General features: G+C 72.3%; 13 protein-coding genes. 8 read left to right on the top strand and 5 right to left on the bottom strand.

Features of this window, described 5'->3' with window-relative positions; translation table 11 throughout:
• Nucleotides 1–79 precede the first annotated feature (79 nt).
• The 4 genes from ACWC09_RS03595 (at nt 80) to ACWC09_RS03610 (ending at nt 3,342) form a co-directional block, all read left to right on the top strand.
• Nucleotides 80–442, top strand: coding sequence for a hypothetical protein (locus tag ACWC09_RS03595; protein ID WP_450848085.1), 363 nt, complete (start codon nt 80–82; stop codon nt 440–442).
• A 4-nt stretch (nt 443–446) separates the two neighbouring features.
• On the top strand, nt 447–770 hold the full coding sequence (locus ACWC09_RS03600; protein ID WP_450848087.1) for a hypothetical protein: 324 nt from the start codon (nt 447–449) through the stop codon (nt 768–770).
• A gap of 24 nt (nt 771–794) precedes the next feature.
• On the top strand, nt 795–2,066 hold the full coding sequence (locus ACWC09_RS03605; RefSeq protein WP_450848089.1) for an extracellular solute-binding protein: 1,272 nt from the start codon (nt 795–797) through the stop codon (nt 2,064–2,066).
• A gap of 82 nt (nt 2,067–2,148) precedes the next feature.
• The gene (locus tag ACWC09_RS03610) at nt 2,149–3,342 is read left to right on the top strand and encodes a polysaccharide pyruvyl transferase family protein (RefSeq protein ID WP_450848091.1); all 1,194 of its coding nucleotides are present in this window, start codon (nt 2,149–2,151) and stop codon (nt 3,340–3,342) included.
• Between the two features lie 7 nt (nt 3,343–3,349).
• Here ACWC09_RS03610 and ACWC09_RS03615 read toward each other — a convergent pair whose 3' ends face one another.
• Together ACWC09_RS03615 and ACWC09_RS03620 are read right to left on the bottom strand one after the other, a co-directional pair.
• Complete coding sequence (locus ACWC09_RS03615; protein ID WP_450848093.1) at nt 3,350–4,585, bottom strand: amidohydrolase; 1,236 nt, start codon at nt 4,583–4,585, stop codon at nt 3,350–3,352.
• Between the two features lie 263 nt (nt 4,586–4,848).
• Nucleotides 4,849–5,601 carry an NPP1 family protein gene (locus tag ACWC09_RS03620; RefSeq protein WP_450848095.1) on the bottom strand — a complete coding sequence of 251 codons (753 nt, stop codon included), beginning with the start codon at nt 5,599–5,601 and terminating at the stop codon, nt 4,849–4,851.
• A 287-nt stretch (nt 5,602–5,888) separates the two neighbouring features.
• On the opposite strand from ACWC09_RS03620, the gene ACWC09_RS03625 reads away from it, so the two are divergent.
• Nucleotides 5,889–9,656: an nSTAND1 domain-containing NTPase gene (locus ACWC09_RS03625; RefSeq protein ID WP_450848097.1), complete on the top strand. Its 3,768-nt coding sequence runs from the start codon at nt 5,889–5,891 to the stop codon at nt 9,654–9,656.
• Here ACWC09_RS03625 and ACWC09_RS03630 read toward each other — a convergent pair.
• Nucleotides 9,653–9,814, bottom strand: coding sequence for a hypothetical protein (locus tag ACWC09_RS03630; RefSeq protein ID WP_450848099.1), 162 nt, complete (start codon nt 9,812–9,814; stop codon nt 9,653–9,655). The two genes, ACWC09_RS03625 and ACWC09_RS03630, sit on opposite strands and share 4 nt — an antisense overlap.
• A 110-nt stretch (nt 9,815–9,924) precedes the next feature.
• On the opposite strand from ACWC09_RS03630, the gene ACWC09_RS03635 reads away from it, so the two are divergent.
• On the top strand, nt 9,925–11,268 hold the full coding sequence (locus ACWC09_RS03635; RefSeq protein ID WP_450848101.1) for a tetratricopeptide repeat protein: 1,344 nt from the start codon (nt 9,925–9,927) through the stop codon (nt 11,266–11,268).
• Between the two features lie 188 nt (nt 11,269–11,456).
• Here ACWC09_RS03635 and ACWC09_RS03640 read toward each other — a convergent pair whose 3' ends face one another.
• On the bottom strand, nt 11,457–12,413 hold the full coding sequence (locus ACWC09_RS03640) for a hypothetical protein (protein WP_450848103.1): 957 nt from the start codon (nt 12,411–12,413) through the stop codon (nt 11,457–11,459).
• Between the two features lie 410 nt (nt 12,414–12,823).
• Here ACWC09_RS03640 and ACWC09_RS03645 point away from each other — a divergent pair, with 410 nt between their 5' ends.
• Together ACWC09_RS03645 and ACWC09_RS03650 are read left to right on the top strand one after the other, a co-directional pair.
• On the top strand, nt 12,824–13,510 hold the full coding sequence (locus tag ACWC09_RS03645; RefSeq protein ID WP_450848105.1) for a GAF and ANTAR domain-containing protein: 687 nt from the start codon (nt 12,824–12,826) through the stop codon (nt 13,508–13,510).
• Between the two features lie 10 nt (nt 13,511–13,520).
• Nucleotides 13,521–13,844: a ribosomal protein L7/L12 gene (locus ACWC09_RS03650; RefSeq protein ID WP_450848107.1), complete on the top strand. Its 324-nt coding sequence runs from the start codon at nt 13,521–13,523 to the stop codon at nt 13,842–13,844.
• On the opposite strand, the gene ACWC09_RS03655 is transcribed toward ACWC09_RS03650, so the two are convergent.
• Nucleotides 13,816–14,577, bottom strand: a complete 762-nt coding sequence (locus ACWC09_RS03655; protein WP_450848108.1) for a hypothetical protein — start codon at nt 14,575–14,577, stop codon at nt 13,816–13,818. The two genes, ACWC09_RS03650 and ACWC09_RS03655, sit on opposite strands and share 29 nt — an antisense overlap.
• Nucleotides 14,578–14,824 lie beyond the last annotated feature (247 nt).

Genomic DNA, 14,824 nt, shown 5'->3' on the forward strand with positions numbered 1-14,824 from the left:
CAACGACCCGGCAACACCCCGGTAACTCCCGGTGACGGACCCTCCCCTGTCGGCAACCACGGTGCCATGATGGAGAGTCATGGCTGAGGGGGATGGAGTGGCCAACCGAGAGATTCGCGTGCGCCTGGACCGGACCGCGAGCGACGGTGACATCGTTGCTCTGCGGAAATGGCTGGAGCGGGAGGAACCGCTCGCCGTGTGGGCACGGGAACGCGAGTTGCAGTTCGAACTGCGCGACCGGAGAAACGAGGACCCGGGCACGCCCATGGGCTTCGGCACCGAAGTCGTCGTGGTGCTGATCGGCGCGGGCGCCTCCGCCGCCTTCAAGGAGCTGCTGGTGGCGGTGCGGCTCGCGGTGGTCGCCTGGCAGGACAACCGCCGCAGCGTGGAGAGCGGTGAGCCGCCCCGGGCCGACGTCGACGGTGCCGCCGACGACAGGTAACGCCGTGACCCGCTTCGACCCACGTGGCATGGCCAACCGGGCGCTGCTGGTCGGCGTCAGCGAGTACGACCACCGGGGTCCGCCGCACGGCGTGCCCGGGCACCTTCCCGCCGTCGAGCACAATGTGCGTCGGCTGCGGGAGGCGCTGGCCGGGGGAGAGATCTTCGGCGAGGGTGAGATCGGGGTCCTGCGGTCGCCTGATCTCAGCGGCTTCCCTGACCGCGGAGGTCGCCCGCACCGGGACGGGGGAGGACTGATGGCCCTACGGCGCCCGGCGGCACTGGCCGCCCTGCTCCTGGTCGCCGCCTGCAGCGGAGGCGGCGGATAGGCCGGCACGTCCGCCTCGCACGAGGTGCCCGGCGAGATCGTCATCGCCAGCGGGCGGGACGTCACCGGCAAGAACGGCATCCGCGAGCAGCTCATCGACGCCTGGAACCGGCAGCAGGACAAGGCCGACACCGGCTACCACGCCCGTCTGGTCGAGCTGTCCGGCAGCGCGGACGAACAGCGCAGCCAGCTGCTCGGCGCCCTGCAGTCCGGCAGCGCGAGCTACGACGTCGTCAACCTGGACGTGACCTGGGTACCGGAGTTCGCCGCCGCCCACCTCGTCCGCCCGCTGCCGGACTCGGTGATCTCCCCCGACGTCATCAAGTCCGTGGCCAGCACGGCCCGTTGGGGCGGCAGGGTGTACGGGGTGCCGTTCAACAGCGACGTCGGACTGCTCTACTACCGGCGCGACTGGCTCAAGGAGGCGGGCGTCCAGGAGACCGACCTGAGCGCGAAGAAGCAGACCTGGACGGACCTGGACGCCTTGATGAGCGACGTCGACGACCTCGACCCCAAGGGCTACCAGAAGGGCTGGACCACGCAGTTGGCGGGCTACGAGGGCCGTACCGTCAACGCGATCGAGGCGTTCGCGACGGCCGTGCAGGGTCTGGCGATCACCGACTCCAAGGGGCACTACGACGCCACCGTCGGCGAACTGGCCGAAGGCATCGCCGAGTTGAACCGTCGCACCGACGCGCCGTACCTCCTCCCGGACGCCGTGAACTCCGACGAGGCCGCCTCGCTCGGCGACTTCGCCGACGGCCGCACCGCCTTCCTGCGCTTCTGGCCCTACGGCTACCGCAGCCTCTTCCAGACCTTCACCGAGCAGCAGCTCGGCGTGGCCCCGCTGCCGGGGGCCGCGGTGCTCGGCGGACAGAACCTGGCGGTGACCGAGTCGTCCCAACGGGCGGACAAGGCACGCGAGTTGATCTCCTACCTCACCGGCGCGGAGAGCGAGCGCTGTCTGCTGGACGCGGGCTTCGCGGCCACCCGCACCTCCGCCTACACGGACCCCGGCCTGCGCTGCACCACGGGGACCGCGGCCCCCTCCGCCGCCCCGACCGGCGAGCGCACCGACCGGATGCCCCGGGACGCGGCCGGCCGGCCCGAGTACGCCCGCAAGATCCTGCTCCCGGCCCTCCAACAGGCCGTACAGCGACCCCGTACACCCCTCTACGGCGCCTTCACCCAGACCTTCATCGCCCAACTCGGCGCGCTGTTCGCCGACTCCCCGCCGTCCGACGAGCAACTGGCGAGGAAGCTGGACGCGGCCCTGAAGAAGGCCCTGCCCGGTTAGCGGGACGGTCCCCGCCTGTACGTTGGCCGGTGGACAACCCCCCAACACCAAGCCCCCCACATCCCCCACGGGAAAGGCACACATGGCACGCGTCGCCGTCATCACCGCGCCGAACATCGGGTACCGCAACACCGGAATGGTGACCGTCGACCTGGCCTTCGAGTCGCTGCGCCGGCGGATGGGCGACGGGCTCGACGCCTCGTGGTACACCCTGCACACACCGGAGACCGTGGAACTGCGGCCGTGCGCGCGGGGTACCGACTTCCCGTTCCGGTTCCGCTCCCTGATCGACCATGTCGACGAGGTCCGCGACCACGACGCCGTGGTCTTCTGGGGCGACTTCCTGCACACCCGCCACTACCTGGCGCAGGACGCGACCAACCGCCTTCTCGACTTCGGCTTCGCCGCCGACCGCGAGGCCGCCCGCGCGATCCTGAACCGCAGCCTGCTCCTCGCGGACCAGCCGGACGAGCTCCTCGCGCGCACCCTCAGCTACGGCGGCACGATCCTGCACAACTCCCAGTCCGACTACGAGGACAAGGAGTTCGGCCCGCTGTTCCAGCGTCTGGTGACGCGCGCCCACCGCATCTGGATGCGCGACCCGATCTCGGCCTCCCGTATCGCCCACTTCCGCGGTGAGCCGACGACCGAGCACTGGGGCTCGGACGCGGCACTGCTCTCCCGCCCGGGCGACCTCGACCACCTCCCGACGACGGAATGGTCCCAGGACGCCCCGGAGGCGATCGGCGTCTTCCTCGGCGCACGCACCCGGATCCCCGCCTGGCTGCCCGACTTCTGCCGCACCCTGTCCGACCGCTTCGGCGCCCCGCTGGAATGGCTGCCCTGGTTCGACCGGGACCTCCCGCCGCAGGTCGGCGACATCCCGACCCGCGCGGGCGAGCACACCATCGGCGACCTGCTCGGCGTCCTCCCCCGCTACCGCCTGGTCATCACGGACACCTACCACCTGATGGTCAACTCCTGGGGCGCCGGCACCCCGGTGGTGTGCGTCGGCGCCCCCGAACCGGTCCCGACGACCGACGACGACTATCTGACGCTGAGCGAGGTGAAGAAGCACGTGTTCCACATGGCGTACGACGCGGGGGACTTCTACTTCTCCACGCTCCCCGACACCCCGGAGTACCAGCAGCGCCGCGTCGACCGCCTCGTCCAACTGGTCGAGGGCGGCGGCGCGGACACCGTCGCCGCGCGCATCCGCGCCCACGCCGACCGCTCGGAGGCGGCCTTCACCCACACCCTCGCCGGCCTCCTCTAGGGCTGCCCTAGGCGAGGTACGCCAACGCCCCCGACACCAGGGTCCGTACACCCGGCACGACGGTCGCGAGGTCGGGGGCGAAGTGCGGGCTGTGGTTGCTGGGCACGGCCAGGAACTTCGCCATCAGGTCGTCGCCGTCGGCCGCGTCCCACACCTCGGCCGACGTGGTCGTGACGAACCAGTAGGAGTACGGGATCCCGCCCTGCGCCAGATGCGGGAAGTCCTCGCTGCCCATCACCGGGCCGAAGTCCAGCACCGTCCCCGCGCCGAGCACCTCCTCGTGCACGGCGGCGATCCGGCGGTCGGTGTCGGCGTCGTTCATGGTCACCGGGAACGTCGCGCCCACGCTCACCTCCGGCTCCCGCGGGCACCCGGCGGCGACCGCCTCACCGGCCGCGATGCGCCGGATCGCGGCCAGCATCCGCTCGCGCACCTCGTCGGACTGGGTGCGCAGGTTGAGGGCGATACGCGCCTCGGCCGGGATGATGTTGTGCCGGGTGCCGGCCTCGATCCGGCCGACGGTCAGGACGGCCGACTCGCGGGCGGCGATCTCGCGGGAGACGACGGTCTGCAGGCGGGTGACCAGGTATGCGGCGGTGACGACCGGGTCGACGGTCGTCTCGGGCCGCGAGCCGTGCCCGCCGCGGCCGTGGATGACGATGTCGACGTCCGTCGAGGCGGACATGATCAGACCTGGTGAGTGGGCGTAGAAGCCGACGGGCCCGGGTGCCGCATGCTGGCCGAGCAGCACGTCCGGCCGCCCGAACCGCTCGTAGAGCCCGTCCGCGACCATCCGCTCGGCGCCCTGCCCGGTCTCCTCGGCGGGCTGTCCCACGACGATCAGCGTGCCGTGCCAGGTCTCCCGGCCGGCGGCCAGCGCCTCGGCGGCGCCCGCGAGCCAGGTGACGTGCAGATCGTGCCCGCAGGCGTGCATCACGCCGGGGGTCTGGGAGGCGTACGGCAGCCCGGTCTCCTCCTGCACCGGCAGCGCGTCCATGTCGGCGCGCAGGAGGACGGTCGGGCCGTCGCCGCTCCGGAGCACGCCCGCGACTCCGGTGCCGCCGATGCCCTCGACGGTCTCGTACCCGGACTTGCGGAGGTGTTCGGCGAACCGCCCGGCCGTGCGGTGCTCCCGCAGCGACAGCTCGGGGTTGCGGTGCAGATCCCGGTAGAGGTCCTCCAGGGCGGTCACCGGGAGGTCGGCGGTGAGGTCCAGTGCGGTGCGGGCGGCGGCAGAGGTCACGGACGCAGCGTACGCAAAGCGGCCGCCGACGGGAGGGGGGAAGTTTCCGTCGGCGGCCGCGACTGTGGGGGCGGTGTCGGAACGCGGGCACCTCGGACGGGCGGGCCAGGTTGAGGTCGCTCTGGAAGTCGCCGGTGGTGGTCTCTCCCGTCGCGAAGTGCGGTTCGCACACCGGTCGATCCGGCGTGGTGAGATCGAGGTTCGCAACGGGAGAGTTGTTTGGCAGCCCCGTTTCATCAGGGCGATCAACTTTTCAAGGGCGCTCACGCATACGGATCGAACGCGATCCCGCTCGGCTTCGCCTTGTTCAGGTGGTCGTCGAACTTGGAGTCCTGGAGCGGGAAGTTCGCGTCGCCCCAGTCGGAGGCGTTCAGGATGTCGCGCAGGTTGGACGCCAGGTTCTCCCAGGTGAGCAGGTTCTCCTGGTGCCAGGCGCCGTCGTCGTTCTCCGGGGTCTCGCCCCACTTGGCGAACCGGAAGTCATGGGTGCTCAGGCCGTCCTTCTGGTAGACGACCTCGACGCGCTGGCTGCTCATCGGCACGTCGGCCACGGCCTTGGTGCTGAAGTCGCCGTGCTGGGAGGCCGACAGGTACGACGGGGTGGAGTCGCCCTGCTTGACCCAGACGACGATGCACTCCCAGTCGTGGCGGTGGCCGATGCCGGGAGAGGCCTCGTCCTTCTCGAAGTAGCTGGCGTAGATGGTTCCGCACCAGCCGTTGTTGCACTTGGTCCGCGAGTAGGTGTTCGCGTGGTCCAGGTGGCCGGTGCGGCAGCTGCCGGTGACCGAGCCGGTCGGCTTGAGGCCGCCGTTGAGGTTGCCGCTCGGGTCGATGGCGGCCGCCGGGTAGCAGCTGTCCGTGTCGTAGTCGTACAGCGGCTCGAAGTTCTTCTCGTATGTCGTCGCGTTCTCGGGCAGGTTCTGCAGCACGCCCGCGTGGGCACTGCCGGCGAGGCCGACGGCGAGGACGGCGGCGCTGCCCGCCACGGCGGCGGCTCGGGCCAGACGGTGGGGCATGGGGGGCTCCAGTCGACGGAGGGCTCGACCCGGACATGACATCCAGGCGACCGAAGACTGGCAGGTCGGGCGCGCCGCAGAAAGGCTTTTCTGCAAACTCACAGCGGCTTTTCGCCGAACTGATCAAGCCATGGGAAACCTGTGAGGCGCGCGTGTCCTGTTTGTCACAGCGATCAATTCCGGGGAACCGGGTTCCGCGCCGTTTGTCAGGACGTTAGGTTGCCATCACCTACGACCTCTACGAAAGCCGTACGAAAGCCGTCAGTGGTACGAGAGGTGACTGCCCCGTGGGCCGACCCGAACGACCGTTGGACCCCGAGGCCGGGCCCGTCCAGCGCCTCGCCCATCAACTGCGCGAGCTGCGCCAGGAGGCCGGTAGTCCCTCGTACCGGGAGATGGCGAAGACCGCCGGCTTCTCCGCGACCACCCTTTCACAGGCCGCCGCGGGAGAGCGCTTGCCGTCCCTCGTCGTGGTGCAGGGGTACGCCCGTGCGTGCGGGGCCGACCCCGAGGAGTGGGAGCCGCGCTGGAAGGAGGCGGAGGCCGAGGCCTCCGGCACGGCACGGCCCGACGAGGACGTGCCGCCGCCGTACCGGGGCCTGGCCCGGTTCGAACCGGCCGACCGGGAGCTGTTCTTCGGCCGCGACCGGCTCGCCGACGACCTGTGCGCCCTGGTCTCCGAGCACCGGTTCGCGGTGCTGTTCGGCGCGTCCGGCAGTGGCAAGTCCTCCCTGCTGCGGGCCGGACTGATCCCCCGCCTCCAGCACGAGATCGGGGCCCGCGACCGCCCGGCGGTCCTGCGCGTGCTCACCCCGGGCGACAGACCGGCCGAGACCTACGGCCATCTGCTCGCCCCCGCCGAGGGCGAGCCGGAGAGCTGGGTCGTGGTCGACCAGTTCGAGGAGGCCTTCACCCTGTGCCGGGACCGCGCCGAGCGCTCCCGCTTCCTGGACCTGCTGCTCGCCGCCCGCGACCCGCGGAGCCGGCTGCGCGTGCTGATCTCCGTGCGCGCCGACTTCTTCCCCCGCTGCGCCGAGCACCGCGAACTGGCCGACGCCCTGCGCGGCGCGGGCCTGCTGGTCGGCCCGATGAACGCCGACGAGCTGCGCGAGGCCGTGGTCAGACCGGCGCAGGCCGCCGGCCACCTGGTCGAGCGGGAACTCACCGCCCGGATCGTCGAGGAGGTCCTCGACCAGCCCGGCGGTCTGCCGATGCTCTCGCACGCCCTCCTGGAGACCTGGCGCCGGCGCAAGGGCCGGATGCTGACGCTGGCCGCGTACGAGGCGGCCGGCGGGGTGCGCGGCGCGATCGCGGCGAGCGCCGAGGAGGTGTACGGGGAGCTGACCCCGCCCCGCCGCCGGGCCGCCCGGCGACTGCTGCTGCGGATGATCGAACCCGGCCGCGGCACCCTCGACACCCGAAGGCCGCTCAGCCGTGCCGAGCTGGACGAGTGGGCCGACCCGGATGTCCCCGTCGTGGTGGAGGGCCTGGCCCGTGCCCGGCTGCTCACCGCCGACGAGGAAGGCGTCCATCTCGCCCACGAGGCGCTGATCACCTGCTGGCCCCGTCTGCAGGGCTGGATCGAGCAGGACCGCGAACGGCTGCGCGCCCACCGCTCGTTGACCGAGGCCGCCCGCACCTGGATCGAGCACGACCGCGACCCCGGCGCCCTCTACCGGGGCGCCCGCCTCGACCGCGCCGAGGAGCACTTCCCGGACCATGAGAGCGACCCGGCGCTGACCGCGACGGAACGTTCCTTCCTGGTGGCCGCGTGCCAGGCCCGCGAGGCCGAACGCCGGATCGCCACCCGCTCCAGACGCCGGGCCCGGACCGCGGTCGGCGTGCTGTCGGCGGTCCTCGCGGTGGCACTGGTCGCCACCCTGACCGCCTGGACCCAGAGCCGCGACAACCGGCGCCGCTCCACCGAGGACGCGGCCCGCCGCATCGCCTCCGTCGCCGAGGGCCTGCGCACCACCGACCCGCGCACCGCCCAGCTCCTCGGCGTCGCCGCCTGGCGGGTGGCCCACCTCCCGGAGAGCCGCGGCGCCCTGCTGGGTTCGCTCGGCCAGCCGGAACGGGACATCTTCAGCGACCCGACCCTGGACCAGGGCACCGCGCGCTTCCTCACCCACGACGGCCGTACGCTGCTCAGCGTCGCGAACGGCACCTGGCGCACCTGGGACACCTCGACCCGGCGGCAGACCGGCACCGGGCGCGTGCCGACCGGCGGCAGCGTGGATTCGGCCAGCCCCGACGGACGGCTGCTCTCGGTCCGCTCCCCGGACGGAGTACGGCTGTGGGACACGGTGACAGGTCACTGGCGCGGTGGAAAGCTGGCGGCGACGGCCTCCGTGGAGTTCTCCGGCAGCACCTATCTCGTGAGCGACACGACCAGCTCCGACGTGCAGGTCCGCTCGATCTCGGACGACCGCCGGCTGTTCGCCACGAAGGCGAAGGACTCGGCGGTGGTGGCGGCGAGCCCCGACGGCTCCGTGGTCGCGGCCTGCCCGAACGGCGACGGCGCCCTCCAGGTACGGGACCTGCGCACCGGCCGCGCCCTGTCGGGCCGTTGGCAGCGCACGGCCGGCATCTGCGGCAGCGAGCGCTCCCTCCTGGTCCTCGGCGGCCGGCGGCAGCTGGCCGCGCTCACCCCGACCGGTGTGCTCGTCTGGGACATCCGCTCCGGCGAACAGCTGGCCGACCTCGCCGACACCGGCGTCTCCTACGTCTCCTTCAGCGACGACGGCAGGTTCGTGGCGACCGCCGACGCTCGGGAGATCAGGCTGTGGCGGCCGGGCGTCGACGCCCCCGTCTTCCGGCACAACCTCAACAACCAGCACCTCTACGGCGGTCTGCTCTGGGACACCTCGCGGCTCGTGCTGCGCTACCTGGAGGGCGGCACCGTGCACGCGCTGGACGTCTCGTCGGCGGTCACCTCCGCCTGGCAGGACAGCCCCATGGACAAGGTGCTGCTCAGCCCCGACGGCCGCACCCTCGCCACGGCCCGGCGCACCGGCGACCACTACCGCGTGGACCTGCGCGACCCGTCCACCGGCCGCCTCATCCGCACCCTGCCCGCCCCCCGACTCCCCGTCTCCACCGACCCGTCCTACCCGGTGTATCCGCCGGACACCTCCGCGCTCATGGCCTTCTCCCCCGACAGCAAGGCCCTGGCCTACGGCGTCTCGGCCCCCAGCAGCGACACGAACCGCCAGCCCCTGACGATCTGGGACGTCACGGGCCGCCGTACCCGCACCACCCTCGACCTGGCCCCGAAGGCCCCGACCGCGGCGGTGATCGCTCTCGCCCTCGGCCCGGACGCCCGCACCCTCTACACCACCCGGGCGCTTCTCTCCAGCAACGCCGCCGGCGGCACCGGCACCCTGAGCAACGAGGTCTGGGACACGGCCCGCGCCCGCAGAACGGCCGTCCTGCCCTCCCTCTCCAGCAACCACCTGGCCGCATCTCCGGACCACCGGGTCCTGGCCGGTGACAACCGGGTCGTCACCCTGCCCCGCAAGGTCACCGCCCAGGACCTGGTCCAGGGCGACGAGATCGGCGCCCTCGCCTTCGCGCCGGACGGCTCGCTGTTCGTCGCGGGCGACCAGACGGGCCGGGTCGCCCTGTGGGACGGAAAGCTGCGCCAGCGCGTCGGCATCCTGCGCAACGTCTTCTCCGCCCTCCCCGACGACATCGGCGACGCCGCATTCGGCGACACCTCCGAGGCGGTCAGCGCGCTCGCCGTCAGCCCCGACGGCAAGACCCTCGCCGTGGGCGGCGAGGCGGGCAGCCTCCAGCTGTGGGACATCGCCACGCAGCAGCCGCTGGGCGACCCGTTGACGACGTCCGGCGAACAGGTCGACACCCTCGCCTTCAGCGCCGACGGCACCACGGTGTACGCGGGCAGCGACCACGTACCCCTCCAGCGCTACACCGTGGACCCGGCGCAGGCGATCGGGACGGTGTGCGCGCGGGAGGATGGCGCCGAGCTGACGCGGGCGCAGTGGAAGACGTACGTGCCCGGAGTGGCGTACCGGAAGGTGTGCGGAGGTTAGCGGGCCTGGTGGGTCTGCTGCACCTGGCTCACCTGTTGGTCCGGGGCCGCCGCTCTCGCCGGTCCCGCGTTCGCCGCCAGGACCAGGGTGGCCACCGCTATCAGCGCGGCGGCGAAGCCTCTTGTGTAACGCTCGGTGGGGCTGGTGCGTTCGTGCACGGCGACCTCGCAACAGCGGTGGTTACAGCAACGGGTTAAGCATGTTTAATCCGTGGCTTAACCTAGGGGTCGACGGGGGCGAACAGCAAGAGGGCCAGGGGGAGTTGGGCGTGTCGGAGCGTGACGATCCGGGCACCATCGGGCGCCGGGTGCAACAGCTGAGAACCGAGCGCGGGCTGACGCAGAAGCAGCTCGCCGAGCCCGCGTACACCCCTGCCTACATCTCCACCCTGGAGGCCGGCCGCGTACGCGCCTCCGACGAGGCGCTGAGGCACATCGCCGTACGGCTCGGGGTGGCGTACGAGGAGCTGGTCACCGGGCGTCCGGCCCGCCTCGCCACCGACCTCCGCCTCAGACTCACCGAGGCGCAGCGCACGCTCGCCGGCGGGGAGGCCGAGCGGGCCGCCGAGCAGTACACGGCGCTGCTGGACGAGGCCGAGGCGCACGACCTCGCCGATGTGCAGGCCGTCGCGCTGCTGGGGCTGGGGGAGTCCGCCATCGACACCGGCGAACTCACCGATGCGCGGGAGTACTTCGAGCGGGCCGAGAACGTCCTCGCCGACGCGCCGCTGCCCGCGCGGGTCCCGGCCCTGCGGGGGCGGGCGGTGTCGCACTATCTCGCGGGTGAACTGCGGTACGCCGTCTACCTGTTGGAGTCCACCCTCGACGAGCTGAACCGGGGTGGGCTGCACGACCCCGATGCCCTGCTGCTGTTGTACGCCAGCATCATCGGGCCCTACATGGACATGGGCGCGCAGGCGCGTGCCGCGCAGGCCGCCGAGTTGGCGCTCGCGCTGGCGCCGCGGGCCGGCGACCCGGCTCTTGTCGCCCGTATGCACCGGTCCGTCGCCCGTACGCTGCTCGCGGAGGGGCGGCTGGCCGAGGCGGACGTGTCCTTGGCGAAGGCGGCGGAGCTGTATCGGACGCTGCAGCTGCGGACCGAGCTCGCCAACTGTCACTGGATGCGGGGCTATGTGTATGCCCAGAACGGTGAACTCAAGCTTGCCGAAGGGGAGTTGAGACAGGCGCTGGAGATGCTGGCGGCGGGGCGGGCGGCGCTGTACAGCAGCCAGGTCGCGGTGGAGCTGGCGGATGTGCTGCATCGCCGGGGGAAGTCGGAGGAGGCTTCCACGCTGCTGCACGAGACGTTGAGCGATCTGAGTTCTGAGCGGGGTGCGCTGCATTCCGCCGCCGCGCATCGGTTGCTCGGGATCATCGCCGAGGACGCGCGGGACACGGAGGGGGCGGAGGAGCACTATGTGCGGGCGTTGAGTCTGCTGGAGCGGGCGGGAGCGGCGGGGGACCTGGCTGATCTGTGCCGCCTGTTGGGGGACTTGTTGCGCCGTACCGGACGGGTGGAGGCGGCGTTGGATGCCTATCGGACGGGGTTGGGGCACCGGACGGCGCCGGGGACCACGACGCTCGGTCCGGCGCCGGCGCAACCACCACTGTGACCGTTGTCGGCGGCGGGTTCGTTGTGGCTCATCGCGCAGTTCCCCGCGCCCCTCAGGTGGGTCAGGGCGGCCTCAGCGGAAAGACCGACGGACGTGGGCAAGCTCGGCAGCGACGGCGCGTGGCCGTCGGTGCTCGATGCCGCATCGGGCCGGCAGATGAAGGAGTCGGCCGATCCCTGTGAGAGGCGTCAGCCGTTGCCGCCGCGGCAGCGGTCGATCGCCGAGCAGCCGCGGTTGTACTGGTTGGCCTGCTGCGGGGGCACGTTCAGGTTGGTGTGGGTGGTGAAGCGGGAGTTCGGGTCCTCGGTCGGGTCGTAGGCGCGGAAGGGCCTGCGGTGGTTGGGGTTGGGGATGTAGCGGTCGAAGCGGAGGACGGGCCGCGAGGTGAGGAACCCGCGGCGCTGGTGCGCCGTCGCGGTGTAGACGCGGACGCCGCGGATCGCGTAGGCCGGGATCCAGTGGTCGTAGGCCCACTCGTCCTGCCGGAGGAGCTCGGCGACGCCCGAGGCGTTCGCGAGCTGGGCGGGGACGTACTGCGCGTTGCGCGCCAGCGCCGTGTCGATCTCGTAGACGTACGTGTGCGTGGTCACGTCGCCGCCCTCGCACTCGTTCTGCAGCATCCGCCCGATCACCGGGACCCAGATCCAGGCCCGGTAGGCGCCCGACTGGCAGTCGCGTCGGATCGCGATCCCCATCAGGACCTGCTGCGCCTGGCCCTCCGTGAAGTACTCCGCGACCCCCAGCGTGCCGGTCGTCGAGACGAAGCCGCTGTCCGAGGCGGCGTTCCCGCCGTGGACGTGGTGCTGGAGGTCGTAGTTGAAGCCGCGGGCCGTGAAGCCGTTGCGGAAGATCGTGTCCGTCGAGCGGTCGTCCCCGCGGTACACGGTCGCGGGCATCTCCGGCTGCGGCAGGAGGTCCTCGTTGTGGATCTCGGGGCAGGCGTCGTCGGAGCCCGTGCCCGACAGGAACCCTCCGGGACAGACGTTGCGCCCGGGGGTGGCGAAGGCGGCCGTGCCGCTGCCCGTCAGCAGGGTCACCGCCGCCACCAGCGCCACCATCGACGCGACGGCCGTACGGAACAGAGGCAGCGTGCGCCGGGGGGGCCGGGCGGGTGATGCTTTTCGGTGGAGATTCTTGGTGCTCATGGTCTCGCTCCAGGTGGTGTCAGGGGCGTTGCAGGACCGAGGCTGGCAACCGGGGCGTTGATTGGCATCCCCCTCCCACCAGGGCAATCAATGGGCGGCCCGGCCCGTTTCGCCCCCGACGGCAGGGGTAGTCGTGCAGCGCTCCCGAGCGGGCGTGGCACGAGTTCCTGGCACTCCCCCGGCTCGGTGGTCCGCTCCGGGAGATCAGAACGGGGGCCTCTGCGAGCGAGGGAGGCGGTGGCCGTGCGGCCCGACGCCGACCGGTACGGCTTGGGCGGCGACGATCCCGGCTTCGGCGGCGACGACGCCCACGAGGCCGGGAACGGGAGGGACCCGGAACGGGCCCGGGCCGCCGAGGTGATCGCCGAGAAGGTGCGGGGTGCCCGGCCGGCGGAGATCCCCGGGCGGCTGTGCGCGGCGGCGGAACGCTGCTGCCGGTGGCCGGGGCGAGCGTGTCCCTGCGCTCCGAGGGGCTGCCCGTCCGGATCGGCGCCAGTAGTGACAGGGCCTCGCACCTCGCGGAACTCCAGGCCACCCTCGGTGACGGGCCCAGCCTGTCCGCCTCCGACGCCGGCGCCCCCGTCCTCGCCTGCGACCTGACCGGCGGCCGGGACCGGCAACGCCGGCCGGTCTTCGCGCACCAGGCGGCGGCGCTCGGCGTCGGTGCCGTGTACTCGGTGCCGCTGGGCAACGGCACGGTCTGCGTCGGCACCCTCGACCTCTACCGCGACACCCCGGGCGCGCTCACCGAGCGCCAGTGGTGGACCGCGCGGCTGGTGGCCGGGGTCATGACGGTCGCCCTCGTGGCGCTGCCGCGCGAGGAGAACGACGGCCGGGAGGCGGAGCAGTGGCTCAGCGGCCTGGCCACCGACCACGACGAGATCTACCAGGCCATCGGCATGATCATGGCGCAGCTCGGGATCGACGCGGACGAGGCGCTGGCCCGGTTGCGGGCGCACGCGTTCGCGCACGACCGTACGGTGCTGGAGGTGGCGCGGGACGTGGTCGCGCACCGGAGGCGGTTCGACGGGGACGGGTCCGAGGGTGGCGAGCCCGGTGCTGGCGAGCCCGGTGGTGGGGGACACGGCGGTCACTAGGATCGCCGGCATGGACATACTGGGTTACTCCCTGGCCGCCCTGTTCTTCCTCGTCGGCGTCGGCAGCATCGAGAACCGGATCTCCCGAGCGGACAAGCGAGCCGCCCGGGTCGAGCGCAAACTCGACCTGATCCTCGACCACCTGGGACTGCAGGCGACGGAGCCGTGGCAGGGCGAGGTGGCCGAGCTGCTGCGGGACGGCAAGAAGATCCAGGCGATCAAGGTGTACCGGGAGGCCACCGGGGCCGACCTGAAGGAGGCCAAGGACGCGGTGGAGCGGCTCGGCCAGCGCCCTGCCGTGGATCTCAGACCTCGACCCTCCCCGACCTCCTGATCTCGGACAGCCGCTGCACCCCTGTCTGTACGGCCGCCCTCGTCGCGTCCGCCGAGACGTCGCCCAGGCCGCCGTGGGTGACGGCGATCGTGTCGCCACCGATACGGACCGCGGCGACGTCCAGGGTGAGCACGGTCGGGTCGCCGTCCGCGGTCTCGCCGCTCAGCGTGACCCGCAGGCCCTGGCGCGCGTCCCCGACCTTCGGCAGCTCGACCCCCTTCACCTCCACGTTCTGTCCGGCGCCGCGTGCGGTGACCGCGGTGAACGTGCCGCATGTCCTCGGCAGCGACTCCAGCCAGGCCAGGGTGCGGTCCACGTCGGCGGCGTTCAGGGCGAGGACCTGGTAGCGCAGCTGGGCCTGGTCCATCGCGTCGTCGAACCCGACCACGGCCCGGGCCCCGCCGCTCGCGCCGAACAGGTCGTCGGCATAGAGGGCGTCGAGGAGGCGACGGCAGTCGGGGGACTCGGTGGTCGCCTTCAACACCCCGTCCCGCCAGGTCGCGGCACCCTGTGTCGGGGTCCAGGGGTCGCCGAGGTCGTTCGCGGTGACGAGGGCGGCCTGGGCCTGGGCCTGGGTGAGGACGCGGGGAGCGGTCGGGGACTGCTTGGCGGAGCGGGCGGGCGCCTTGGCCGCGGAGGTGCCGGCTGTGCAGGCCGTCGCGGTGAGGAGGGTGGTGGCGGAGAGGGCGGTGAGGGCGGAGGCGGCGAGGACGCGGGCGGGGGTGCGGGGCATCGGGCCTCCTGGAGAACGGGCGTGGATCAGCGGCAGTGCCTCCAAGGGACCACCGCATGCCCTCGCCCACCAACGCTCCGGTCCGTCCGGGCGACTTTCCTCGCCCCCTGGACCCCCCGATCGGCCCTGCGGGCCTGGTCCCCGCCGAAGGAAAAACCCGTCGCGCCCGACCCCACCCCCCGCTACTCTCCCCCCATGCAGCGCGCCCAGCAGCACCTCACGACGACGCCGGAGAGTGTCCCGGCGC

It is taken from the genome of Streptomyces sp. NPDC001617 (genome assembly GCF_053596855.1).